The organism is uncultured Granulicatella sp. (assembly GCF_963521425.1).
Classification (GTDB): Bacteria; Bacillota; Bacilli; order Lactobacillales; family Aerococcaceae; genus Granulicatella.
Window position 1 is genome coordinate 1 of sequence record NZ_CAUQUN010000015.1, and the last position, 25260, is coordinate 25260.

Below are 25260 nucleotides of genomic sequence, written 5' to 3' on the forward strand. Positions count from 1 at the left end.
CTGGCCCGTTGGTCAAGCGGTTAAGACACCGCCCTTTCACGGCGGTAACACGGGTTCGAGTCCCGTACGGGTCATCCGAAGCACTCTTACGAGTGCTTTTTTTGTATTTTAAATAAAGGAGATTATTCAAATGAAAATTTTATTAACTGGTTTTGATCCATTTGGTGGAGAAAGTATTAATCCTTCTTGGGAAGTTGTCCGTCGTATTCCAGAAAAAATAGAAAATGCTGAAATAAAAGGGATTCAAATTCCTACGGTATTTCAAAAATCATTTGAAGTGTTAAAAAAAGAAATTGAAAGTTTCAATCCTGATGTCGTTATTTGTGTAGGACAAGCTGGTGGAAGACAAGGCATTACTCCTGAACGTATTGCGATTAATGTAGATGATGCACGTATTGCGGATAATGAGGATAATCAACCAATCGATTTTCCTATTCAAAAGGATGGGGAGAGCGCGTATTTTTCAACATTACCGATTAAAGCAATGGTGGATAAAATGACTTCTTCGGGTTATCCTGCTTCTGTTTCGAACACTGCAGGAACCTTTGTATGTAATCACATTATGTATCAAGTACTTTATTATGCCTCAAAAAATTATCCATTATTAAAAGCAGGATTTATTCATGTACCATTCTTACCTGAACAAGTAAAAGAAAATAATCAATATCCTTCTATGAAATTAGAAGAAATGGTTCAAGCTTTAATACTATGTGTAGAAGCAGTTATTGAATATCAAGATAAAGAAGATTTAAAAATAATTGGTGGGGCGATTCATTAATTAACATAAAAAAACAGGGGTGAACGAATATTTCGTCACCCCTGTTTATGTTTAATGGCTATAATAGAAACTATTTCCTGCAAAGTATGGTTCACTCGTAGTGGTAATTCCTAAATCACGATAAATTTCTTCATCTGCTTTTTGTAAAATAACCGTACTATGAGCTTGTAAATTTCTTAAAAGGATTAATTGATTTTTAGCTGCTTCTGCTGATGGATTTGTAACAGCTGACATACTTAAAGCAATTAAAACTTCCTTACTATCGAGTGAACGACGTTGTTGGTGGAAGACCTCTTGTCTCAATTTTGTAATGGATTCTAGAATAACTGGTGGCAATAGATGTAAATCTTTTTGAATACCAGCTAATTCTTTAATCGCATTTAATAAGCAAGCAGCTCCTGCTGTCATCGTTTCACTTTGTTTTCCAGTAATCATTTTGCCATTTGGTAATTCGATAGCAACAACTTCTGTGTTTGATTCTTTTGCTTTACTCAATGCTTTTTCTACAACAGGACGGTCGTGAGGAGTTAGTCCCATTTCATCCATAATGTATTTTCCTCGTTGAGCAGTTTCTAAAGTTCCAATTCCACGTTTGTAATCGCATTGTAAGTGGTAATATCTGCGAATAATTTCTTGTTTAGAAGCTTCTTGAACAACTGCATCGTCTGTAATGGCAAATCCTACTCGGTTAACTCCCATATCAGTTGGTGAATAATAAGGAATTTCTTGATCTTTGTATATTTTTCTTAAAATTCTTCTTAATAGGGGAAATGCTTCAATATCGCGATTGTAGTTAACAGTCGTAATCCCGTATTTTTCCAAATGATAAGGATCAATCATATTTACATCTTCTAAATCAGCTGTTGCTGATTCATAAGCGATGTTAACCGGGTGATTCAGCGGTAAATTCCAAACAGGGAATGTTTCAAATTTTGCGTAACCTGCTGAACGTCCTCTTTGAGTTTCATGATATAGCTGGCTTAAACAAGTCGCTAATTTTCCACTATTGGCACCAGGTGCTGTTACAACGACTAATGGACGAGTTGTTTCGATGTATGCATTGGATCCGTATCCAGCATCACTGACAATTGTATCAACATCCATTGGATAGCCTTCTGTGTGACCGTGAGTATAAACGGTCATTCCTCTACGTTCTAACATATTTTTGAATTGTGTGGCAGCTGGTTGACCAGTATATCTTGTAATCAATACACTATTAATTTTTAAATCCCAGTGGTGTAAATCATCAATCATTCTTAAGACATCTCTGTCATAAGTAATGCCTAAGTCTCCACGAACTTTATTTTGTTCGATATCCCCAGCATAAACACAGATGATAATTTCGGCTTGGTTTCTTAGTCGATAGAGTAGTTTGACTTTTCCATCTGGGTCAAATCCAGGTAACACTCTCATTGCGTGGAAGTCTCCAATGAGCTTTCCGCCAAATTCTAAATAGAGTTTGTCATAACTATTTACTCGCTCTAAAATATATTGACTTTGTTCTTCCAGGTATTTTTCGCTATCAAATCCTAATTGCATTTTTAACGCCCCCGTTTCACTATTTTCAAGTCCAAAGTATAGCACTCTCCTTGTAAAAAAGGAAGGAAAAATTTTTCTTGTTCAAGTTTTATTTTGTGATATACTGAGTTTGTAATAAAAAGGAGGATGTAAGATGAAAAAAGTTAAGGGTTTAGTCGTATTAAGTACAGCTGCTACATTATTAGCTCTTGGATTAGAACAAAAAGTAGATGCTCGTGTGTATTTCCGTAGCTGTAAGGAAGCTTGGGCTGCGGGATATGGAAATATTGCTCGTGGTGAAGAAGGATATTCTGAGCATTTAGATAAAAACCATAACGGAGTAGCGTGTGAAATTGGTCGTTCTAAAGGAGCCTATCGCTCTCAAACTGCTAATGGCACACCATTAAATAAACAAAAAGCATCTACTTTATCAGGTTGGAAATCAAGTGGTGGAAATTGGTATTATTATAAAAATAATAGTGTAGTTACTGATTGGAAAAATATTAGCGGAACTTGGTACTATTTTGATAGAAGTGGTGTAATGAGTACTAACTGGCAAAAAGTAAATGGTACATGGTATTATTTCAATACGGATGGAGCAATGCGTACTTCATGGCAAAAAGTAAATGGTACATGGTATTATTTCAATACGGATGGAGCAATGCGTACTTCGTGGCAAAAAGTAAATGGTACATGGTATTATTTCAATACAGATGGAGCAATGCGTACTTCGTGGCAAAAAGTGAGCGGTTCTTGGTATTATATGGATAATAGTGGAGCAATGCAAACAGATTGGAAGAAAATTAGTAACGCATGGTACTACTTCAATGCAGATGGCGTAATGCAAGAAAATCGTTGGGTTGGAGACTATTATTTAGGTTCATCTGGCGCAATGTTAGTGAATACGAAAACACCAGACGGTTATCGTGTAGATGCCACTGGAAAATGGATTCAAGATAAATAATAGAAATATGAAATAGACTTTCTGTCGTTATAAGAATGAGAAATTTTCAAAGACTTTCTACGATAGAAAGTCTTTTTTGTTTTCTAATTTTGCATTTTTCTAAGTGAGGTGGTACACTACTGAAAAGAATACAAGAGTTAGAAAGGAGCTTTTTATGGGGAATTTAATCACTTATGTTCAACAATACGGATCTCAAACATTTGAAGATAAATTACTCACAGATATCGATGCCTTAGTTCTCACAGAGATTGCTTATTTACCATTTGATGAGATTGTTCCTCAGTCATTTGATATAATAGATGCAATTTCTCTTAATCAATTAGGAAAAGAATTTGAAAAAATTAAAGAAAAAGAACACGAAAAAAATCCGTTTATGATTACAGAAGAAAGAATTCAATTACTAGAATTAGTGTCTAACAGTCAGCGTTATAAAGATATAAAAGTATTTGGATTTATGAATGATATTGATGATGAACTAACAAAACAATTTGCAGCAGTTTGTTATCAATGGGAAGAAGAAAATCGTTGGATTATTTTTAGAGGAACAGATGAGAGTTTAACAGGTTGGAAAGAAGACTTTATGATGACCTATTCTGACTTGATTCCTGCTCAAACAGATGCGATAGAGTATTTAAAGAAACAAGCAGAAACCTTTTCTGGAACACTGAATGTATCCGGGCATTCTAAAGGAGGGAATCTTTCTTTATATGCGAGCGCAATGCAAAATGAAGCCGTTCAAAATCGAATAGAGAAAATTTATTGTTGGGATTCTCCTGGAGTTCATCGTTCGATTTTAAGCACAGAAGGCTATCAAAGAGTGGTTTCAAAATCCAAAAGATATATTCCACAAGATTCGATAGTAGGATTGATGTTAGAATCTCAAGTTCCTTATCATATTATTGAAAGTCAAGGAAGTGGGATTTCTCAGCATAGTGCTTTAATGTGGAATATTGAAGAGGATCGTTTTGTTGAACTAACCGAATTAACGAGAAATAGCCAATTAACGGATCAAACTTTTAAACAATGGACAGAAGTAGTTTCGGATGAAGATTTAAAACTCTTTTTTGATACTTTCTTTGAATTGTTTTTTGAAATGGGCGTAGAGACAGTTAATGATGTCTATTACAATTTTAGAATGTATATGCAGAAGTTTTTCGAAAAAGCCTATCAAATGGATACAGAAAAACGAGAAATCTTACTAAGAGTGGGACGATTATTATTCCAAATTCGATATGAAATCTGGAGAGATACATTGTCCATTTCCGTAGAACTCCCTACATTAACATTACCGAGTGTAGAAGAACTAGTCGAAAGTTGGACAAGTGAACATCGTATTGCTGTGACTTATCAGTCTACAGAAGAAAACGAAGAAATTCGCCACTATTACCAAGAACGACAAAAACAAAAGAAATTAGAAATAAAACAAGCCAAGCATCCAGAGTAGATGCTTGGCTTATTTGTATGGTATTTTGTTAGTTTTCAACTTTTAAACTTAAGGCTACACCCATTCCACCACCAACGCATAGAGAGGCAATTCCTGTTTGTAATTGACGTTGTTGTAGAGCGTGAATTAAAGTTACTACAATACGAGCACCTGAAGCACCAATTGGATGCCCTAATGCAATTGCACCGCCGTGAACATTGACTTTTTCAGGATTGATTTTTAAATCTTTAATAACTGCTAAACTTTGAGCAGCAAAAGCTTCGTTTAATTCAAATAAATCTACTTTATCTAAAGGGATATGAGTTCTTTGAATCAATTTTTCAATGGCAGGGACTGGTCCGATTCCCATAATAGAAGGGTCGACTCCTGCTTCCGCATATCCTGTTAAAGTAGCTAGTATTGGCAAGTTTAAAGTATTGGCAACTTCTCTTGTTGTTAAAATTACAGCTGCTGCTCCATCGTTAATGCCTGAAGAATTTCCAGCTGTTACAACTCCATCTTTTTTAAAGGCAGGTCTTAGAGAGCCAAGAGATTCTACTGTTGTTTCTGGACGAATAAATTCATCCTTATCGATAGAAATGACTTGTTTCGTTTTTTTATTTGTAATTTCAATTGGTGTAATTTCTTTGTCAAAAGCACCATTTTGTTGTGCTTGGTAAGCTTTTTGTTGAGAATAAGCTGCAAATTCATCTAATTGTTGACGAGTAAATCCGTATTTTTCAACAAGATTTTCGGCAGTAATGCCCATTGCTTCATTTGAAAAGGCATCTGTTAAACCATCGTGGAATAAAGCATCAATCATGGTACAATTTCCATTTTTGGTAGCAAATCTATTTTGTAATAAATGTGGCGCTAAAGACATATTTTCCATCCCGCCGGCTAATACGATTTTTGCATCGCCTAGACGAATGGCTTGAGCTGCTAATAAAATAGATTTTAATCCAGAACCACAAACTTCGTTTACAGTTAAAGCTGTACTAGTATGAGGTAATCCTGAATTTAGCGCAACTTGACGGGCAGGATTTTGACCGATTCCTGCTTGTAAAACTTGTCCAAAAATGACTGTGTCAATTAAAGTTGGATCTACTTTTCCTTTTTCAATCGCAGATTTTGCAACGGCTGTTCCTAATTCAACAGCACTGATAGAAGCAAATTGACCTCCAAATTTTCCAATAGCTGTTCTTGTAGCACTAATAATAACAATATCGTTTGAATTCATATCATTCTCCTTAAAATTTCATTTTCTTTACTATTGTAATCGAAATTGTTTCAGAAACCTATTAAAATACTATATAAAAAAGGTAAAGATTTTTTAAAATTATAGCTTTTAACAGGGATTATCGTTGTAGCTTTCGTCTTTTTTTGCTACTATGGTACGTGCAGACTATTAGGATAGATACTTATTATATTAAGGGAGTTAGAAATGAATATCGGAATTGATAAAATTGGATTTTATACACCACCATTTGCATTATCCATGGAGGATTTAGCAGTAGAACGTGGTGTAGATCCAGCAAAATATACAGTAGGAATTGGACAAAGTACCATGGCAGTAGCGCCTGTGACTCAAGATATCGTCACAATGGGAGCAAATGCTGCGATTGGAATTTTAGATGAAGCAGATAAAGAAGCCATCGATATGATTCTTGTGGGAACAGAAACAGGAATTGATCAATCAAAATCTGCGGCTGTTTATATTCAGAATTTATTAGGATTATCGAATCGAGTTCGTAGTGTGGAATTAAAACATGCGTGTTATGGGGCAACTGCAGCATTACAATTAGCAAAAGGGCATATCGCTTTGAATCCTGAATCAAAAGTATTAGTTATTGCAAGTGACATTGCTAAATACGGCTTGAAGAGTGGTGGGGAACCAACACAAGGAGCTGGTGCAGTGGCAATGATTGTTTCTGCTGAACCTCGTTTACTTCGTTTAGAAAATGAAACTAGCTTATTTACAGACGATGTAATGGATTTTTGGCGTCCGAATTATGAAGCATACCCAATGGTAGATGGAAAATTCTCGAATGAACAATACATCCGTTTCTTCGCAGAAGTTTGGAAGGATTATGCAACACAAACTGGAGCTACTTTTGCAGATTTAGAGGCGATTTGCTTCCACTTACCATATACGAAAATGGGTTTAAAAGCTTTTAAACCATTTTTAGAAGCATTACCAGAAGAAGAACAAGAACGATTAACGACTCGTTATCAAGAAAGTACAGCTTATAATCGTCATGTTGGAAATATTTATACAGGATCATTATTTTTAAGTTTTATTTCTTTAATTGAGACAAGTTCAGTATTAGTAGCAGGAGATCGTATTGGGTTCTTTAGTTATGGATCAGGAGCAGTTGGAGAATTTTTTGTTGGAGAATTAGTAGAAGGCTTTGAAAAACAATTGCGAGTAGAAGCTCATCAACAATTACTAGATTCTCGTAAACAAGTAACAGTAGCGGAATACGAAACATTATTTACTCAAATGGTGGATGAAAGTGGAGAACAAACTTTCCAAGTGGAAGATGCAAGTCCATTTATTCTTTCAGGAGTTCACCAACATCAAAGACAATATAAAAAACAATAATTTGTACGAGGAAAGACTTGGTTTCAATCAAGTCTTTTCTTTTTTTACAATCTAGATTATGGTAGACTAAGATTATATGAAAAATGTACTATGAGATTTTGCATAAAAGATGAGGAGGTTGAAGGATGGCAAAAATTTTAATCATTAATACGGGTGGAACAATCGCAATGAGCGAAGACCATTCGACAGGGAAAGTATCTCCTAATGGAGAAAATCCTTTATTATCCAGTGCGCATTTATTTGATTTAATCGGAGATATTCATACAGAAGATTTATTTAATTTACCTTCTCCTCATATGCAAGAATCTCATATGATGCAATTAAGAAAAAGAATTTTAAAAGCTGTGGATGAGGGATATACAGGAGTTGTGGTCACTCATGGAACAGATACTTTAGAAGAAACAGCGTATTTTCTAGAATTAACGACGAATTTATCCATTCCTATTGTGGTGACTGGAGCAATGAGATCAAGTAATGAAATTGGATCAGACGGCTTAGCAAATTTACGGAGTTCCTTAATTGTTGCGGCTTCTCCAGAATCGAAAGATAAAGGAGTCGTAGTTGTTATGAATGATGAAGTTCATACAGCTACTTATGTGACAAAAACTCATACTACAAATGTTGCGACTTTCCAAACACCAACTTTTGGCCCCATTGGATTAGTTTCCAAAAGTGAAGTGATTTATTTCCAACGTTTATTAAAACAAGAATACTATCCCATTGAAGAAGTTCAAACGGGAGTTTACTTATTAAAAGCTTATGCGGGAATGGATGGACTTTTACTTGATGCAATTTGTGAACATCACGCAAAAGGTGTGGTTATCGAAGCGCTAGGAGCAGGAAATTTACCGCCAGCAACATTGCCAGCCTTACAAAGATGTTTAGAGGCAGGGATTCCCATTGTATTAGTATCAAGAGCCTTCAATGGTGTCACGTATGATGTGTATGACTATTTAGGTGGAGGAAAACAATTAAGACAATCTGGTGTCATTTTTACAACAGGATTGAGTGGGCAAAAAGCTCGTATAAAACTAAGTGTTTTATTAAGTTCAGGGAAATCATTAGAAGAAATTGAAAAAGCATTTGCATGCTAGAAAGAAGGATTAGAGATGGTAACAAAAATCGGAAGACGTGTTCGTGAATATGAAGGGAAACCAATTATTTATGGATATCCATACGAAGATTTAGTCGCATGGTTTGAAGAACATGGAGAGAAAAAATTCAGAGCAGGACAATTATGGGATTGGTTATATCGCAAACGTGTCACAAGTTTTGAAGAAATGACAAACTTATCAAAAGATTTAATTGCAAAATTAAATGAAACATTTACATTCCCAGTATTAAATGAAAAAATTAAGCAACAATCAACAGATGGTACTCGTAAGTTCTTATTTGAATTAGCAGATGGATTATTAATTGAAACAGTATTAATGCCACAAGAATATGGTTTATCGATTTGTGTAACAACACAAGTAGGTTGTAATATTGGTTGTACTTTCTGTGCTAGTGGTATTATTGCCAAACAACGTGACTTAGTTGCTGGAGAAATTGTAGCGCAAGTAATGCACGTGCAACGTACATTAGATGAGGTAGCTCCTGGAGACCGAGTGAGCCATATTGTTGTAATGGGAATTGGAGAACCATTTGATAACTATGATAATGTTATTAAGTTCTTGAAAGTAGTAAATTCAGATAGTGGTTTAGCGATTGGTGCACGTCATATTACGGTATCTACTAGTGGACTTGCTCCGAAAATCTTAGATTTTGCTAAAGAAGGTTTACAAGTAAACTTAGCGTTATCGCTACACGCTCCCGATAATGATACTCGTTCTAAAATTATGCGTATTAACCGTAAATATCCAATTGAAGTAGTAATGGAAGCTATTAATGAATATATTCGTACAACAAATCGCCGTGTGACGTTTGAATATATTATGTTGGATCATGTCAATGATTCTGTGGAGCAAGCGCAGCAATTGGCGGATTTATTAGCAGATAAGAAACGTTTATCATATGTAAACTTGATTCCGTATAATAAAGTACGTGAGCATGATCAATATGAACGTAGTAGTAAGGATCGTGTAGTGGCTTTCTATGATGTATTGAAGAAAAATCATATTAACTGTGTGGTTCGTAAAGAATTTGGTCATGATATTGAAGCAGCGTGTGGTCAATTACGATCAAGCCAAATGAAACGTGACCGTGACAGAAAACGTAAAACGGAAGAAGATAAATAAGGAAAAGAATATTTGAATAGACTTCCCTTGTTATAGTAGCAAAAGGACGGCAGCAAACCTTTGGTTTCATGCCTAAACTTCAAGCCTTGGTCTCGAAGTTTCCTGTAATATCAGCCACCGTGGCTGATATTACTAATGCTACTATGGGAAGTCTTACTGTTTTGAATGATACTAATGAGAGTACGTTAAGAATTAACTTTTCTCGAATAGTAACAAAAGGATGCAAATAACTTCGCTAATGTAAGTTTTATGGATACTACTGCTATTATGGGAAGTCTTCTGTTTATGTGATACGAAAAAATCACTCATTCACCCTCATCTTTTTAGGAGAGATGGGGGTGTTTTTTTATGTTTTTTAATCATGAAAACTCATTTTTTTATATATAAATCGCTTTCAAAGTTGTAATATTTCAATTTTTTGCGAACAAAAGTTAAAGAGAAATTTAAGTGAATATTACAAAAAGATGACAAATATAACAAAAACGTACGTTCGCCTTTATTTTTTGTAATTTAAATATCAAAAAAAGTCAATTTATTTAAAGAGGGTTAACAAAACGCGTGAAATCAACATTTTGCTGTTTTTTCATGTTAGAGTAGTTACATCAAATAAAACCGCATTTGGAAATTTTAAGCGGTAGATTCTCGAAATAGTATTTTTTAGTAGAGAGTCGGAAAGGATTTTTATGAAATTTACATTAAAAAAGACGGTGTGGGCAACAATCGCAGTAGCTTTTCTAGGAATTTCAGGAATGACAACTTCAACAGCTAAGGCTGATGAATGGGTAGCACGTACTACAGAAGAAGTAAAAGAAGGAATCGTTCATAATGATGAAGGAGTACAAGAGTACACAGTAAAATATGGTGACACATTATCTGTTATTGCTGAAGCGATGGATGTATCATTAGATGCTTTAATTCGTGTTAATGATATTCAAAACGCTAACTTAATTTATGCAGGAACAACGATTAAGTTTTCTGCTGATAAACAAGAAGTAGTCGTGAAGAATGAAGAAGAAGAGCATACTTACAAAGTACAAGATAATAAAGAAGTTGTAGAAGTAAAACCAGTAGAGCCAACTCCGCAAAAAGCTACTTCACAAGAAGTACAAACGACTACAACAGCTCCAGCAGCAACAGAAGGATATACATTAACTGTTGAAGCAACAGCTTATTCATATGCTGAAGCAGGATTATCTAGTTATACGGCTGACGGAACAAACTTAGTGAATGATCCAATGGTCATTGCAGTAGACCCACGAGTAATTCCATTAGGAACTATGGTAGAAATTCCAGGATATGGAGTATTCCGTGCAGCAGATACTGGTGGTGCAATTGTAGGGAACAAAATTGATGTTCACTTCCCAACAGTAGCTCAAACGTATAATTTTGGACGTCGTACAATTACGATTCGCATTTTAAAATAAGAATGATGATGAAAGATTGGATGAAAATCCAGTCTTTTTTCTTTGTTTGTAAATATAATAAACTTAGAAATATATGAAGATTTTAAGAAAAAACTATTGTCTTTTTTTCAAAAGCTAGGAAATAAGCTGAAAATATGGTATATTGTGGGAAATGCAATATTTAGTAGTACGACAGGAGTGGAAAGAATGAAAAAAACAATGATGGGGATGTTAGCTGTAGCATCAACTTTAGCGTTAGCAGCATGTTCAAATAATCAATCAGCTGTGGCGACTTCAAAAGCAGGTAATGTTACCCAGGAAGAGTTTTATAAAGCTTTAAAAACAACATCAGGAGAACAAACATTACAACGATTAGTGTTACAAAAAGTTTTAGAAAATGATGCAAAAGATAAAAAAGCTTTAGAAGAAGAAGCGAAAACAGAAGTTGCAAATCAAGTGAAACAATATGGTGGAGAAGATGCTTTAAAAGCTGTATTAGCTCGTAGTGGATTCACTTCAGTAGATGCTTACCGTGATACAGTTTACTTAAATAAATTAATTACTGCAGCGGTCAAAAAAGCTACTACTTTCAGTGATGAAGAAGTTCAAAAATACTATGATTCATGGGAGCCAAGAGCTACTGCTCAACATATTTTAATTGGGGTAGCACAAAATGCTTCAGATGAAGAAAAAGCAGAAGCAAAGAAAAAAGCAGAAGATTTAATCAAACAATTAAAAGATGGCGCTGATTTCGATACTTTAGCAAAAGAAAATTCAACAGATAAAAGTTCTGCTGAAAATGGTGGTAAAATTGGACCATTCAGACGTTCAGAAATGGTTAAAGAATTTGCAGATGCAGCGTACGGTCTAAAAGTAGGGGCTATTACAGAAGAACCTGTGTTAACTCAATATGGTTACCATATTATTAAATTAGTTGATAAACCTGAAAAAGGTTCATTAAGTGATGTACGTTCTACATTAGAAGACGAATTATTAGCTGAAAAATTAAAAGATACAGCTACAATCCATTCAGTAGTTTCTTCATTAGTAAAAGAAGCAGATGTAAAAATTACGGATGATACATTGAAAAATGCGTTAAAAGATTTTTCTGATAATACACCAAATGTAACAGAACAATCTCAAACAACAGGAAACTAGAAAGTTAATTAGGAGTAGGTTAAAAATCAAAATAAAGTATTTGATTTTTCCTACTCTTTTTTATACAATTCATCTTGACAATGAACAGAAAAATTGTAAAATTGAAAATAATTTAATAATTGTTTTCACGTTATCATTTTTTTGAAAAGTTATGAAACTAAGCAAGTAGAAAGGAAGGATACCATGAAATCTTCATGGAAATTAGTAGTTAGTTTATTAGCGATTGGATTAATGGGATGTGCTAGTCGTACAGAAACTTTTAATCAAGCCGATATGGTGAATGTTTCTAAAAATGGCGAATCTGCTGTAACAACAAAAGTTGAAGAAACAACTACAACTGCTTCTTCTATAAAAGAAGGAACGACTACTACCGAACTAAATGCTTTAGCAAAAGAAGCGATTAAAGAGATTGAAACGAAGAAACAAGTCTTACTGGATAATCACTATACGATATTAGTTCAAGCTCAGACGAAAGATTCCATTGATATCCACATTCGTCATCAAGAACAAAGTGGATCAAGTAGTTTTGGATATTTCCGATATACACAATCGACAAAACTTTTAGAAGAGATGGACTCGGTAACAGGTGATTATAAAGCAGTAAAATAATTTTTAGGGAAGTGTTGTTATGACAAAAACAGTAGACTTAGATTGGAACAATTTAGGCTTTAGTTATATTAAAACAGACTATCGTTATATTAGTTATTACAGAGATGGTCAGTGGGATAATGGAGCATTAGTAGAAGATAATGTACTTCATATTAGTGAAGCGTCAACAGCACTTCATTATGGGCAACAAGCATTTGAGGGATTAAAAGCTTATCGTTGTAAAGATGGTAGCATTAATTTATTCCGTCCTGATCAAAATGCGGCACGTTTTGCACGTTCTTGTACACGTTTATTAATGCCAGAATTTCCACAAGAACGTTTTGTTGAAGCGATTAAGGAAGTTGTTCGTGCAAATGCACATTGGATTCCACCATATGGTACAGGCGGAAGTTTATACATCCGTCCATTAATGATTGGGGTAGGCGATACTATTGGAGTAAGCCCAGCTCCAGAATATATTTTCACAATTTTCGTAATGCCAGTAGGAGCTTATTTTAAAGGTGGCTTAACACCAACTAGCTTCGTAGTAAGTGAATATGACCGTGCTGCTCCTGTAGGAACAGGTGCTGCAAAAGTTGGAGGAAACTATGCAGCTAGTTTATTACCTGGTAAAGAAGCTAAAAAACGTCAATTTAGTGACTGTATTTATTTAGATCCATTGACTCATACTAAAATTGAAGAAGTTGGAGCAGCGAATTTCTTTGGAATTACTAAAGACAATCAATTCATCACTCCATACTCTCCATCTATTTTACCAAGTATTACAAAATATTCATTATTATGGTTAGCAGAACACCGTTTAGGAATGGTTGTAAAAGAAGCAGATGTATTCATTGATAAATTAGATGAATTTACAGAAGCTGGTGCTTGTGGTACAGCAGCGGTTATTTCACCAATTGCTGGAATTCAAAATGGAGATGACTTCCATGTATTCTATTCAGAAACAGAGGTAGGACCAGTGACTCGTCGTTTATATGACGAATTAGTAGGAATTCAATATGGAGATGTAGAAGCTCCTGAAGGTTGGATTCAAAAAGTATAATTTTATATATAATATCAAGAGCCTTATTTAGTGATTTTGTATTACTTTATAAGGCTTTTTATTTTTGGAGTAAGAAGAAAATATTTCACCAAGACTGATAGAATTCGCTTTCAGCTTTTCAAAATAACCATTAAAATGAATTTGATTATCTAGAATGGGTAAGTACTATGTAAAATTAATATTTTCCCAAAAATAAATATTGAGGATAACCGGAAAATAATCGAAAAAATATACATGATGACAAAGGAGTGTACTTATGGGCAAAAATAATAAACAACAACCAGTGAAGCAATTCCAGCGATATGGTATTCGTAAGTTTAGCCAAGGTATCGCTAGTGTAATGATTGCTAGCGGATTATTTTTCTTAGGAAGTGGAGCAGTATTAGCGAATGAAGCTACTCCAACTAAACCTGAAGTACCAGCAACAAGATTTTTGTTTTTTAGTTATCGAGAGAGTAGTAAAAGATAAGATGTTGAATAAAAAACATAAATTATTTCTCAAAATGCTTACTTCTTTCCAGAAACAGAAATACATATTTAAATTGATAAAAGGCTAAATTAGTAGTATAGTAGAATAAGAGTTTTATAAATAAATTAGATTAATGGAAGCATATTTTTTATTTCCAACAATAAACAAGAGGTGTTAATATGCGTAGAGATAAATATAGAAGAAAAAAAACGTCAAAAGTACTCGATTGGATCAATTACATATTGTTAGCTGGATTTGTAATTCTGGCTGGAAGTGTTCTGTTTCAAATGTTTCGATATAATTTGCTAGCTTTTCGTTTTTTAAATATCATTGTTACATTGTTAGTAATTTTCCTATCAATTGGAATAGGAGCGTTAGTTGTAAAGAAAAAAGCACAAACATTTACAATACTATTTTTAATTTTTGGAATCATGGTAACTTCATTGGGAGTTTTTGGAATCCAACAATTTGTTTCTGTTACAAGTAAATTAAATGAAACAGCAACAGTTTCCAACTATACAATGAGTATTGCAGTATTAAAAGATAGCGGAATCGAATCTGTTTCTGAAATTCAATCTGTTGCAGCTCCAGTTGGAAATGATCAAGAGAATATTCAAAAATTAATTGATGATATTCAAAAAAACCAACAACAAAGATTAGAGGTAACATCGGTAGATTCTTATCTTGAAGCGTATAAACAATTGCAATCAGGAGAAGTGAAGGCAATTGTTTTAAATGAAGGGTTTGAAAATATTATTGAATCTGAATATCCAAACCATGCAGCGACTATTAAAAAAATCTATACAATGGGTGTGAAGAAAAAAATTAAAGGTCCTAAAGCAACTAAAGGAAATGCAATGACAATTTATGTCAGTGGGATTGATACTTATGGTCCGATTAATTCAGTTTCTCGTTCAGATGTGAATATCTTAATGACGGTGAACAGAGATACTAAAAAAGTGTTATTAACAAGTACGCCGCGTGATTCTTACGTTCCAATTGCAGATGGTGGGAATAATCAAAATGATAAATTGACACATGCGGGTATTTATGGGGTAGATGCTTCAATTCATACTCTCGAAAATTTATATGGAATTGATATTAATTATTATGCACGTTTGAATTTTACTTCATTCTTGAACTTGATAGATTTGTTAGGTGGTATTGAAGTCTATAATGATCAAGCGTTTAGTGCTCATACGAATGACGGAAAATATTATCCAGTTGGTACACTCCAATTAAGTTCAAAAGATGCTCTTGGATTTGTTCGTGAACGTTATTCTTTAGCAGATGGAGATAGAGATCGTGGACGTAATCAACAAAAAGTCATAACAGCGATTATTCAAAAATTAACATCACCAGAAGTGCTTGCAAATTATTCTGCAGTTATCCAAGGTCTACAAGAATCTGTTCAAACAAATATGCCTGTAGAAGCAATGATGGAATTAGTGAATGGGCAATTAGAAAAAGGTGGAAAATATGAAGTGAAATCACAAGATCTTAAAGGGACAGGAAAAATGGGGTTACCTTCATACGCAATGCCGGGAAGTCAACTATATATGATGGAAGTTGACCAAAATAGTTTAGCAAATGTAAAAGCGGCTATGACAGCTGTGTTAGAAGGAAAATAAGAACGATTATTTTTCGCTTGTATGATTGATGACGACTCAAAACAATAAGAAAAATATAAGAATTGTTAGAGCATACTTTTCAATAAAGAATTTGAAAAAATCGCAAGAACTTATCATCAAAAGGAATATTTGGGACTTTCAAAACAGTAATGGTAGAAAATTTTTAACTAGAATGAAAAATTGCAAAAGAAGTAGCGGAATGCTTGACGCTACTTTTTGGCGCAAAAATCTATTTTATGAGTAATGCACTAGAAAGACCTGTAGATGATAGTTTCTATCCTTAATAGAACTTGATAAGTAGTAATTAAATTTAGTAGGAGCACTATTTGTTGAGATATACATGTGGCATTAACAATTTTTCTAATACAAGATATCTTTCTGTCCCTTCTTTTAATAAAAAATTGGTTCATGTAGTATGTACAATTTAGATAAAAGACCTACATATACGGAGAATTGTTCGAAATTATTACGTCGAAATATGGGAAATAATATTAAATCTATTAGGAATGAATTAGCCGTTTATCTATAACACAATTGTTGTTTTATGCTTAAATAAATTAAATAGACACATTATTTTTAGGAGTGGTATTAGATAATATAAAGTCTAAACAGACTGCTATGTTTCATATGTAACCTACGGGAATTATGGGAGAAAAGAAAGTAAAGGATTGAGAAAATGTATTCAGTTATAAAAGAAATTATTGATCGTATTTTAGCATGTATTCTTTTGCTATTATTAATCATTATTCCAATTATACCAATTACGATGTTTGCTATTTGGATAGAGGATCCGGGGGATATCTTTTTTAAACAAAAAAGAATTGGAAAAAATAATACTGAGTTTGAAATGTTTAAATTTAGAAGTATGTATCATAATGCTGAAGTAAAAATGAAACAACGGATGCAAAATGGCGAAGTTGAATACTTAAACTTTAAAGATGATGGAAGTACAATGATAACGAAAGTTGGAAAGATTATTCGTAAACTATCAATTGATGAACTTCCTCAACTAATCAATATTATTAAAGGAGATATGTCAATTGTAGGTCCAAGACCTCTCCAAAGATTTGAAATTAATCATTATATTGCATCGAATGAAACTAAAGGAAGCGTTGAATTAATGGCAAAGAGAAATTCGGTAAAACCAGGTCTTCTTTGTTATTGGCAAATTACTCCGAAAAAAAATGAATTACCATTTGACACTAGAATGCAATTAGATGTTAATTATATTAATCAAATATCGCTAAAAACAGATATTTGTATAATTTGGAAAGGAGCCCAAGTTGTTCTTCTTGGAAACAATAGTTAATGAAAAATATTAAAATATTAATTGCAACACATAAAACTCATGTGATGCCAAGTGATGCAGAAATATATTTTCCAATCCATGTTGGGGCAGAAGGGAATCAGGATATTGGCTACTGTAGAGATAATACAGGGGAGAATATTTCAACACTGAATCCTTATTACTCTGAATTGACGGGACTGTATTGGGCTTGGAAAAATTTAGAGGTTGATTATTTAGGACTAGTGCATTATCGACGATACTTTACGGAAAATGTGAAAAGATACTATGAAGGTATTAATATTGATAAAGTGGTATTGACTAAAGAACAAATTGACTCACTACTGAATGAAAATCAAGTTATAGTACCGAAGAAACGAAATTATTATATTGAAACATTATATTCTCATTATGACCATACATTTGATGGTATGCACTTAGATATAGCTAGAAAAATTATTGCTGATCAAACTCCAGAATACTTGAACGCGTTTGATTTAGTAATGAAACAAAGAAGTGGATATATGTTTAATATGTTTATTATGCCAAAGACATTGGTTAATGAATATTGTGAATGGTTGTTTAAAATTTTGAATGGTATGTATGAACAAATTGATTTGTCAAATTATACAGCCTTTGAAGCTAGATTGTTTGGTCGTGTAAGTGAATTGTTATTCAATGTATGGTTAAATAAGAAACAGATAAAGCCTAAAGAAGTACCATTTATGTATATGGCAAAAGTTGATTTAATTCAAAAAGGAATCTCATTTTTAAAGGCAAAATTTTTAGGTAAAAAATATGAAAAGAGTTTTTAGAAAGAGATAAAGGAGAAGATAATGAAAGAAATAAATATCATTCAAAAGAAGGTATTATCAATATTATCGATATTTATTGAAATTTGTGATAGACATAATCTTACATATTATACTCTTGGTGGAACCTTGCTAGGAGCAGTTCGACATCAAGGCTTTATTCCATGGGATGATGATATCGATATTGGAATGCCTCGAGAAGACTATGAAAAATTAAAAAAAATAATTCATGATGAATTAACGTTGCCTTATGTGTTTTTGAGTGAAGATACACCTGGATACAGCAAGGCATTTTCAGTTATTAGAGATACTTCTACAAAAATTATAATGAATTATAGTAACAGTGAACAAGAGGAAAGTTTGTGGATTGATATTTTTCCGTTAGATGGTATGCCAGAAAATAGACTGAAGAGATGGATACATGAAAAAAAATATTTGTATAGAAGAATGATGGTACAACTTTCGCAGTTTCATTCTATTGTGAATCAAAACAAATCCAACCGTCCTACAATTGAAAAAGTAATCATTGGATTAGCAAATAGATTACCAGTAGAATCAATTATTTCTTTTAACAAAGCTCAATCAAAGTACTTGGAAACTATTAAAAAGTATTCTTTCGATGAAAAATTTGCTGGAAATTTAACAGGTGCATATAAATTGCGAGAAATTGTACCAAGTAAATATTTTGGAACACCAATTGAATTAACATTTGAAGGGTTACAGTTAAAATGTCCTCAATATTTTAAAGAGTATTTAATAGCTATATATGGTGATAATTATATGGAATTACCACCAATTGATCAAAGAATTCCACATCAATATGAAATTGTGACTTTAGGAGAATAAAATTATGGGGAAATTAAAGAAAGCAGTAGGATACTACAAAGATGTAAAAAAGAAAAGAAAATATTTCCCCAATTCTGTATTAAATTGGCAACTAGCTGGAAAATTTTTAGGACAAGTACCTCATTTAATTGGAGAAAAAACAGCAAAGTATTTTTACGAAAAGCGTCACAAAGTAACAGTAGACTTTTTAGTAAATAATTTCCATGAATTTATAAATCAGTATGATTTTTTTGAAGCGAATACTGAAAACAGTAAAATTATTTGGACATTATGGTGGCAAGGGTACGAAAATGCACCAGAAATAGTTAAATATTGCCTAGATAACATGAAAATACAGGCGCAGAAAAAAGGGTTTGAATTTTTTTGCTTAGATCAACAAACATTCAAAGAATTTGTTGATATTCCAGATTATTTAGAAGATAAAATTAAACAGGGGAACATTTCAATTGCTAATATATCTGATATTATTCGAGTTTCCTTACTTGCAAAGTATGGTGGAACATGGATAGATTCGACAGTTTTTATTCAAACATCGTTTGATTGGACAGTTTTTACTAGATCATATTTCACACTAAAAACAGGAGAAATAACTGATTATTCTCCAAATATTGCAAAAAATCGTTGGAAATCATTTTTACTATCGGGGAATAGTTCATTATATGCATTTACTCGTGATTTCTTTTTTGAATATTTTAAAAAGTATGATTTTGTAGTGGATTATTTATTAATTGATTATATTTTTGAATTAGCTTTCCAAAGAAATAGTAATATTAGAAATCAAATGTTGAACCTAGAGATTACGAATCCAAATCTATTTTGGTTAGAGAAACATTTTGATGATACCTTTGAAGAAAGTTTGTGGAAAGAAATTTCTAAAGAAACAAAAATATTTAAAACAACTTATAAGTTATCAGAACGAACGAAAGAAAATAAAAATAATTTTTATACGGCTTTAATTAATAAGAAACTTTAAATTGAGGTGAAAGATGAAAAAAATAGCGATAGTAAAATGGATTATTGATCGAACAGATGGTGGGCTCAAAGTTGCGGTAAATTTATCGAATGAATTATCTGAGATTTATGAAGTCCATTTGCTGTCAATGATTACTACAGAACAAATATTTTTTTCAGTTAAAGATGAAGTGATTTATAGAAATTTGTCATCAAAGAAACTATCGATGAATAAAAACTTTCTTCAAGCTGTACATAAATTAAGAAACTATTTAATAGAAAACGAAATTGATATTGTTTTTGGTGTTGGAATGAGTATGAATAGTGTAGGGATTGCGAGTACTTTGGGCTTAAAGACTAAATTCGTATCTTGTGACCATACAAATTCAATTGTGGATATAGATACAATAGTGAAAAAAACACAAAGATGGGTTGCTTCAAAATTCGCTAATAAAATTATTACTCTTACAAATCAAGATAAATTAAATTACATAAATAAATATAAAATGAAAAAAGACAAAGTAGAGTTTATCTATAACTGGATAGATTCATTAGATAGTGTTAAAGAATATAATGTAGATTCAAAAAAAATAATCACCGTTGGACGTTTTGATTTTCAAAAAGGATTTGACTATCTAGCAAAAGTAGCAATTAATGTATTATCCAAACATTCTGATTGGCAATGGGATATTTATGGTGATGGTGATGAGAAAATTAAACAAGAGTTGAGAAATGAATTAGAAGCAGGTGGGGTTCTTTCTCAAGTTCATTTTAAGGGAAATGTTAAAGGAACAGAAAATATTTATCCTGGACATGGAATTTACGTTATGACCTCACGCTACGAAGGTTTACCACTTGTATTATTAGAAGCTAAACAATATGGATTACCAATTGTAAGTTTTAATTGTCCAACAGGTCCATCTGAGCTTATTTTAGATGGTAAAAATGGGTATTTAGTTGAAAATTATAATGTAGAACAAATGAGTCAATTAATTAATAAATTGATTGAGAATAAAGAATTGAGAATCAATTTTTCTAAAAATTCCATGTTAGATACTGATAAATTTAGTAAAGAAAAAATTATTCAACAATGGGTTGAATTAATTGAAGATATGACAGGAGAAAATCATGCAAAATAAATTATTGAGTATTGTAATTCCCGTTTTTAACATTGAACAATATATTACAAAATGTATTGAGTCTTTTGAGAAAGTAAATGAAAAATACTATTCACTATTTGAACTTATCATAGTGAATGATGGAAGTACGGATTCGTCTTTACAAGTAATTGAGGAAATGTTAGAAGATAGTTCTTTAACAGTACGCATAATTTCAAAAGAAAACGGTGGGCATGGCTCAACCATAAATGTCGGAATAACTGAAGCGAAAGGGAAATATTTTAAGGTTATTGATGGTGATGATTGGATTAATATTGGAGAATTTGAGCAGTTTTTAGAAAAAATTGCACACGTAGATGTAGATATGATTATTACAAATTATTCAGAACAGCATATCTATAATAATGAAGTATTACCGATTTCTTTTAAAGGTAAAATACAAGAAAATGTTGTGTTAACAGGATTGCCTGCTAAACGAATTCCGATGCATTCTTTAACTTATAGAACATCAATATTAAAAAATAATAATATTCAGATAAGTGAAAAAACATTCTATGTTGATACGGAATATACGCTGTTACCTTTAAAATATGTAGAAAATTATATTTATTTTAATTTTGATTTATATCAATATTTTTTAGGACGTCCAGATCAAAGTATGAATATAAATATAATGAAACAAAAATCAGACCATCATTTAAGAGTAACTAAAAGAGTTTTAGATTTTTATTTAGAAATATTTGAAGAAAATCCAATTAAACAGATAGTGCGAGAATCTTTGGATTATTTAGTTAATAAACAAATTCAATTGTTGATTATGAATATGCAAGTTGATGAAATTTATGAATTACTTTCATATGCGGATAAAAGAAACTATCAATGGAGATATGATAAAAGTAAGAAGACTATTTCCTTAGTGGCAATTAATTATAAATTAAGTAGATTATTAGATTTTATTTTAAATCCATTGTTAAGAAAGCAACAAAAAGAATGGAGTGAATCCAGTGCGTATTAGTATCATTATCCCAGTGTATAATGTAGAAAATTATCTTCATTATGCAATGGATAGTCTTTTTAGACAAACGTATAAAAATTTTGAAGTGATACTAGTGAATGATGGTTCGACTGATAATTCTGGAAAATTGTGTGAGGAATATGCACAAGAATATGATAATGTTTTTGTTTATCATAAAAAAAATGCTGGATTATCAGATGCTCGTAATTTTGGAGTAGAAAATGCAAAAACAGATTGGATTTTTTTCTTAGATCCAGATGATTATATTGAACCATTTACTTTAGAATTATTGGTAGAATTACAAAGAAAATATAACGTTGATTTGATTTCTACAAAGGTACAATCGACAAATACATTTAATAACTACAATGATTTTAAATTTACTGATTTGGATTTAACCTCAACAGTAAAAGTAACAAAAGAAAAAGCTTTAGAGTTCATGTTAGAAAATAGAATTGCTACGGTTTCGGCATGTGCAAAATTATATCATAAAAAAGTACTGCAGGAGGTGCCGTTCCCAGTTGGAAAAATTTATGAGGATTTTTTTGTAGTAGCTGAGCACTTAAAAATTGCAGGAGATATCGTTATTTGTCCTATTGTTACTTATCATTATTATAGCCGACCAGGAAGTATTGTTAATTCAAAATTTTCTAAGAGTCAGTATGATTTTTTTGATGCTGCAGAAAATAATCGACGTGCTATTCAAAAGTATTATGAAGACCCAAACCTTGAAAAATTTTTAAACTTAAAGATTGTTAAAGGGGCATTTGCTATATCTTCATTGGCTGCTAATTCAGCGGTTTCGGAATTAACTCAAATTCATAAAAAAATAAGTCCATATTATTTTGAAATCATATCCAACAGAAAAGAAAAAATTAGGTTTAAAATTAAGTATAGCTTAATTTTACTCATACCGAGGATATTTTATAAAGTTAAAAGTAAATCAAGAAAGGAGAACTAAAAATGGAATTAGTAAAAAATTTATTGGATTATTTGTTGTTGACACTAATCTTTATTTCAACAAATTCAATTTATGTTAATTCTGGCTATAAATTTACTCCCTTTACAATAGTTGTTGCTGGAATGTTAATTGTTATTAATTTATTTACAACTAAACTATCTATTAGTTATTTAAAAAAAATTTGCTTTATTGTTGGCAGTTATTATTTTGTGATAATAATGTTAATGTTAATTCATAATGAAATTTATAGAATTTTTTATTTTTTTGTATTGTTTCCTGTAATAATAATTTTTGTATTATTGGAAAGTTATAGGGAATCACTTGTTAAGTTTTTAGACAAATTTGTGCAAGTAATTCTTGTATTAGTAACTATTTCATTATTCTTTTGGTTTTTTGGAAGTATTTTAAAAATAATTTCTCCAACTAACTATGTTGTAAACGAGTGGATGAATGGTAGTGAAATAAAAAGTTATTTTAACTTATATTTTGAAACACAAGGTGTTAAATTTTTAGGACTTCATTTTATTCGTAATAGTGGAATCTATACAGAAGGGCCTATGTGGAATTTAATACTTTCATTAGCATTAATGATTCAAGTTTTACTCTTACCTAAGAATCACAAAAGAGAATTAATCTTAACATTTACGATTTTTACAGTTGCCTCAACAACAGGAATATTTATAGTTGGTGTTCTCTATGTTTACAAAATATTACACCATTTTAATAGAAGACAAAAATTAATTGCGTTCTCTGCAACACCTTTTATTGTATTTGGAATGATGAGAATATTTAAAAGTAAGGCTAATTCTATTTCTACTAGTATTCGTATAGATGATTTTGTTGCTGGAATATCCGCATGGAGGGAATCGATTGTATTTGGATCAGGATTATCAAATGGTTTAAAAGTATTGGAATCTTATATGAATACAGCAATTAGACCAAATATGGGAAATAGTGATAGCTTTGTTTTAATTCTTGCTCAAGGTGGAATATTGTTAGGCTTGTTGTATTTTTATCCTATGTTCAAAATATTATTTTCTAAAAGCTTTAGTCTTAATTTGAAATTTTTTTCAATATTATTTTTTATTATATTAGTAACCTCTATTTTTGTAACAACACCATTATTTGCGCTTATGATTGCAATTTTTTATGCCAGTATTTTAGAAAATAATGATTTTGATACAAAAAATGAGAAATTATTATGTATGAAGCTTTATTTTAAACAATTAAAATTATCATTATTAAAAAGCAGTATTGAGTAATAAATTTATTTTTTATAGTATATTATTCATGAATTGAGTATTTATTTTAGAAACAGATTATTTGATAAATAATTTAAATAACTATTGAAAACCCTTTGGAGGAAGCAAAATTTGAAAAAAGTGGAATATAATAATTTAAAAGTAATTGCGATTTTATTAGTATTGTTGAGTCATTCTACTTATTACACAATCATGACAAATTTTGGTGGTATTAATTATGAACAATGGTTGTTAAACGATAATAGTATTTTTTTATACAAAGCTATAGATAAATTTAGAGAAGTAATCTATTATTTCCATATGCCATTATTTATGGCAATATCTGGTGCATTTTTTCAAATGCAGGTAAAAAAGAATAAATGGGTAAATTTATCATCTTTGATTCTTGCCAAGAGTAAAAGATTAATGATACCATTTATTATTTTCACTTTATTTTATACAATTCCTGTGAAATATATTTCTAACTATTTCTCACATACTGATATGATTAGTGCAGTTGTTGGGCAATTATTTTTGCTTGGGAATAGTCATTTGTGGTACTTGTATGCTTTATTTATTATTTTTATAATAGCTTTTTTTGTACTAAGAAAAGATAGTGGAATTTGGGTATTACTCTTTGTAGGTTTACTTCATTTAATAAGTTATAAAATTGAAATAACACTCATTAAGGCACCACTTCAATTTTTATTTTATTTTGCATTAGGATTTACATTTGAACAAAAGAGAGAAGTATATAATAAATTTTTGGATAATAAAAAGAACCTTATCGGGATATTAATGCTTGGATTTATATTGATTACTTTATTTAATTGGCAAATAAAAAAATATTCAAATTTTTCTTCAAAATTAATCGTAGAAATATTAGCAGTTTATGGTAGTTTATTAACCTATACTATTGCTTATTACTTATCAAAATGTACAAAATTAATGAATACCAAACTTTATCAATTAATTTTGGAAAATGGCTTAGGGATTTATATTTTCTCAGACACATTAAATTATTTAATTTTATATGTAGTGTTTAATGTGGGTGGTGATTTTATGTTCACATCATATGGTATTATTTTAATGGGGATAATTCGATTTATAGGGACATTATATTTAGGGTTAGGATTGACGATTCTTTTTAAAAAATTATTTCCTAATTATCAATGGTTAGTAAATTAGTAATCT

23 protein-coding genes and 1 tRNA gene are annotated in these 25260 nt (G+C 31.5%); 22 read left to right on the plus strand and 2 right to left on the minus strand.

Annotated features, from left to right (window positions below; genetic code table 11):
* The first annotated feature begins 2 nt into the window (after window positions 1–2).
* Together RWO76_RS05070 and pcp are read left to right on the plus strand one after the other, a co-directional pair.
* A tRNA-Glu gene (locus tag RWO76_RS05070) sits at window positions 3–74 on the plus strand.
* A gap of 56 nt (window positions 75–130) precedes the next feature.
* Entirely contained in the window at window positions 131–778 is a 648-nt protein-coding gene (pcp, locus tag RWO76_RS05075; protein WP_314354590.1) for a pyroglutamyl-peptidase I, read from the plus strand.
* A 51-nt stretch (window positions 779–829) separates the two neighbouring features.
* On the opposite strand, the gene RWO76_RS05080 is transcribed toward pcp, so the two are convergent.
* A complete protein-coding gene (locus tag RWO76_RS05080) occupies window positions 830–2317 on the minus strand; it encodes a DUF1846 domain-containing protein (protein WP_314354625.1) in 1488 nt (495 codons plus the stop codon).
* 133 nt (window positions 2318–2450) lie between these two features.
* On the opposite strand from RWO76_RS05080, the gene RWO76_RS05085 reads away from it, so the two are divergent.
* Window positions 2451–3260: an excalibur calcium-binding domain-containing protein gene (locus tag RWO76_RS05085; protein ID WP_314354591.1), complete on the plus strand. Its 810-nt coding sequence runs from the start codon at window positions 2451–2453 to the stop codon at window positions 3258–3260.
* 154 nt (window positions 3261–3414) lie between these two features.
* Window positions 3415–4704 carry an Mbeg1-like protein gene (locus tag RWO76_RS05090; protein ID WP_314354592.1) on the plus strand — a complete coding sequence of 430 codons (1290 nt, stop codon included), beginning with the start codon at window positions 3415–3417 and terminating at the stop codon, window positions 4702–4704.
* Window positions 4705–4732: 28 nt separating this feature from the next.
* On the opposite strand, the gene RWO76_RS05095 is transcribed toward RWO76_RS05090, so the two are convergent.
* Window positions 4733–5923, minus strand: a complete 1191-nt coding sequence (locus RWO76_RS05095; protein ID WP_314354593.1) for an acetyl-CoA C-acetyltransferase — start codon at window positions 5921–5923, stop codon at window positions 4733–4735.
* 204 nt (window positions 5924–6127) lie between these two features.
* Here RWO76_RS05095 and RWO76_RS05100 point away from each other — a divergent pair, with 204 nt between their 5' ends.
* The 18 genes from RWO76_RS05100 to RWO76_RS05185 all read left to right on the plus strand — a co-directional run bounded on the left by RWO76_RS05100 (window position 6128) and on the right by RWO76_RS05185 (window position 25254).
* The gene (locus tag RWO76_RS05100; RefSeq protein WP_314354594.1) at window positions 6128–7288 is read left to right on the plus strand and encodes a hydroxymethylglutaryl-CoA synthase; all 1161 of its coding nucleotides are present in this window, start codon (window positions 6128–6130) and stop codon (window positions 7286–7288) included.
* A gap of 125 nt (window positions 7289–7413) precedes the next feature.
* Window positions 7414–8382 carry an asparaginase gene (locus tag RWO76_RS05105; RefSeq protein WP_314354595.1) on the plus strand — a complete coding sequence of 323 codons (969 nt, stop codon included), beginning with the start codon at window positions 7414–7416 and terminating at the stop codon, window positions 8380–8382.
* Between the two features lie 15 nt (window positions 8383–8397).
* Window positions 8398–9525 (plus strand): 23S rRNA (adenine(2503)-C(2))-methyltransferase RlmN, encoded by a 1128-nt coding sequence (rlmN, locus tag RWO76_RS05110; RefSeq protein ID WP_314354596.1) that lies wholly within the window; start codon window positions 8398–8400, stop codon window positions 9523–9525.
* Window positions 9526–10208: 683 nt separating this feature from the next.
* The gene (locus RWO76_RS05115; protein ID WP_314354597.1) at window positions 10209–10949 is read left to right on the plus strand and encodes a 3D domain-containing protein; all 741 of its coding nucleotides are present in this window, start codon (window positions 10209–10211) and stop codon (window positions 10947–10949) included.
* Window positions 10950–11135: 186 nt separating this feature from the next.
* Entirely contained in the window at window positions 11136–12086 is a 951-nt protein-coding gene (locus RWO76_RS05120) for a peptidylprolyl isomerase (RefSeq protein ID WP_314354598.1), read from the plus strand.
* A gap of 183 nt (window positions 12087–12269) precedes the next feature.
* Complete coding sequence (locus tag RWO76_RS05125) at window positions 12270–12695, plus strand: hypothetical protein (protein ID WP_314354599.1); 426 nt, start codon at window positions 12270–12272, stop codon at window positions 12693–12695.
* 19 nt (window positions 12696–12714) lie between these two features.
* Window positions 12715–13737, plus strand: coding sequence for a branched-chain amino acid aminotransferase (locus tag RWO76_RS05130; protein WP_314354600.1), 1023 nt, complete (start codon window positions 12715–12717; stop codon window positions 13735–13737).
* A 256-nt stretch (window positions 13738–13993) separates the two neighbouring features.
* Window positions 13994–14206 carry a YSIRK-type signal peptide-containing protein gene (locus RWO76_RS05135; RefSeq protein WP_314354601.1) on the plus strand — a complete coding sequence of 71 codons (213 nt, stop codon included), beginning with the start codon at window positions 13994–13996 and terminating at the stop codon, window positions 14204–14206.
* A 179-nt stretch (window positions 14207–14385) separates the two neighbouring features.
* Window positions 14386–15837: an LCP family protein gene (locus RWO76_RS05140; RefSeq protein WP_314354602.1), complete on the plus strand. Its 1452-nt coding sequence runs from the start codon at window positions 14386–14388 to the stop codon at window positions 15835–15837.
* 676 nt (window positions 15838–16513) lie between these two features.
* Window positions 16514–17146 (plus strand): sugar transferase, encoded by a 633-nt coding sequence (locus tag RWO76_RS05145; RefSeq protein ID WP_314354603.1) that lies wholly within the window; start codon window positions 16514–16516, stop codon window positions 17144–17146.
* Window positions 17146–17937, plus strand: coding sequence for a DUF4422 domain-containing protein (locus RWO76_RS05150; RefSeq protein ID WP_314354604.1), 792 nt, complete (start codon window positions 17146–17148; stop codon window positions 17935–17937). The genes RWO76_RS05145 and RWO76_RS05150 overlap by 1 nt, the downstream gene beginning before the upstream one ends.
* A 21-nt stretch (window positions 17938–17958) precedes the next feature.
* Window positions 17959–18780: a LicD family protein gene (locus RWO76_RS05155; RefSeq protein WP_314354605.1), complete on the plus strand. Its 822-nt coding sequence runs from the start codon at window positions 17959–17961 to the stop codon at window positions 18778–18780.
* A 4-nt stretch (window positions 18781–18784) separates the two neighbouring features.
* On the plus strand, window positions 18785–19753 hold the full coding sequence (locus RWO76_RS05160; protein WP_314354606.1) for a capsular polysaccharide synthesis protein: 969 nt from the start codon (window positions 18785–18787) through the stop codon (window positions 19751–19753).
* 13 nt (window positions 19754–19766) lie between these two features.
* Complete coding sequence (locus RWO76_RS05165) at window positions 19767–20870, plus strand: glycosyltransferase family 4 protein (RefSeq protein ID WP_314354607.1); 1104 nt, start codon at window positions 19767–19769, stop codon at window positions 20868–20870.
* Window positions 20860–21864, plus strand: coding sequence for a glycosyltransferase (locus RWO76_RS05170; RefSeq protein WP_314354608.1), 1005 nt, complete (start codon window positions 20860–20862; stop codon window positions 21862–21864). The genes RWO76_RS05165 and RWO76_RS05170 overlap by 11 nt, the downstream gene beginning before the upstream one ends.
* The gene (locus tag RWO76_RS05175) at window positions 21854–22825 is read left to right on the plus strand and encodes a glycosyltransferase family 2 protein (protein ID WP_314354609.1); all 972 of its coding nucleotides are present in this window, start codon (window positions 21854–21856) and stop codon (window positions 22823–22825) included. Before RWO76_RS05170 ends, RWO76_RS05175 begins: the two co-directional genes overlap by 11 nt.
* Before the next feature lie 2 nt (window positions 22826–22827).
* Entirely contained in the window at window positions 22828–24087 is a 1260-nt protein-coding gene (locus tag RWO76_RS05180) for a hypothetical protein (RefSeq protein ID WP_314354610.1), read from the plus strand.
* Window positions 24088–24207: 120 nt separating this feature from the next.
* A complete protein-coding gene (locus RWO76_RS05185) occupies window positions 24208–25254 on the plus strand; it encodes an acyltransferase family protein (protein WP_314354626.1) in 1047 nt (348 codons plus the stop codon).
* Window positions 25255–25260 lie beyond the last annotated feature (6 nt).

Bases quoted from the DNA above. Each gene is read 5' to 3' on its own strand.
- RWO76_RS05130 (WP_314354600.1), top strand. From the start codon at position 12,715: ATGACAAAAACAGTAGACTTAGATTGGAACAATTTAGGCTTTAGTTAT.
- RWO76_RS05090 (WP_314354592.1), top strand. From the start codon at position 3,415: ATGGGGAATTTAATCACTTATGTTCAACAATACGGATCTCAAACATTT.
- RWO76_RS05125 (WP_314354599.1), top strand. From the start codon at position 12,270: ATGAAATCTTCATGGAAATTAGTAGTTAGTTTATTAGCGATTGGATTA.
- RWO76_RS05155 (WP_314354605.1), top strand. From the start codon at position 17,959: ATGAAAGAAATAAATATCATTCAAAAGAAGGTATTATCAATATTATCG.
- pcp (WP_314354590.1), top strand. From the start codon at position 131: ATGAAAATTTTATTAACTGGTTTTGATCCATTTGGTGGAGAAAGTATT.
- RWO76_RS05165 (WP_314354607.1), top strand. From the start codon at position 19,767: ATGAAAAAAATAGCGATAGTAAAATGGATTATTGATCGAACAGATGGT.
- RWO76_RS05085 (WP_314354591.1), top strand. From the start codon at position 2,451: ATGAAAAAAGTTAAGGGTTTAGTCGTATTAAGTACAGCTGCTACATTA.
- RWO76_RS05115 (WP_314354597.1), top strand. From the start codon at position 10,209: ATGAAATTTACATTAAAAAAGACGGTGTGGGCAACAATCGCAGTAGCT.
- RWO76_RS05145 (WP_314354603.1), top strand. From the start codon at position 16,514: ATGTATTCAGTTATAAAAGAAATTATTGATCGTATTTTAGCATGTATT.
- RWO76_RS05150 (WP_314354604.1), top strand. From the start codon at position 17,146: ATGAAAAATATTAAAATATTAATTGCAACACATAAAACTCATGTGATG.
- RWO76_RS05140 (WP_314354602.1), top strand. From the start codon at position 14,386: ATGCGTAGAGATAAATATAGAAGAAAAAAAACGTCAAAAGTACTCGAT.
- RWO76_RS05095 (WP_314354593.1), bottom strand. From the start codon at position 5,923: ATGAATTCAAACGATATTGTTATTATTAGTGCTACAAGAACAGCTATT.
- RWO76_RS05170 (WP_314354608.1), top strand. From the start codon at position 20,860: ATGCAAAATAAATTATTGAGTATTGTAATTCCCGTTTTTAACATTGAA.
- RWO76_RS05100 (WP_314354594.1), top strand. From the start codon at position 6,128: ATGAATATCGGAATTGATAAAATTGGATTTTATACACCACCATTTGCA.
- RWO76_RS05180 (WP_314354610.1), top strand. From the start codon at position 22,828: ATGGAATTAGTAAAAAATTTATTGGATTATTTGTTGTTGACACTAATC.
- RWO76_RS05135 (WP_314354601.1), top strand. From the start codon at position 13,994: ATGGGCAAAAATAATAAACAACAACCAGTGAAGCAATTCCAGCGATAT.
- RWO76_RS05120 (WP_314354598.1), top strand. From the start codon at position 11,136: ATGAAAAAAACAATGATGGGGATGTTAGCTGTAGCATCAACTTTAGCG.
- RWO76_RS05160 (WP_314354606.1), top strand. From the start codon at position 18,785: ATGGGGAAATTAAAGAAAGCAGTAGGATACTACAAAGATGTAAAAAAG.
- RWO76_RS05080 (WP_314354625.1), bottom strand. From the start codon at position 2,317: ATGCAATTAGGATTTGATAGCGAAAAATACCTGGAAGAACAAAGTCAA.
- RWO76_RS05105 (WP_314354595.1), top strand. From the start codon at position 7,414: ATGGCAAAAATTTTAATCATTAATACGGGTGGAACAATCGCAATGAGC.
- rlmN (WP_314354596.1), top strand. From the start codon at position 8,398: ATGGTAACAAAAATCGGAAGACGTGTTCGTGAATATGAAGGGAAACCA.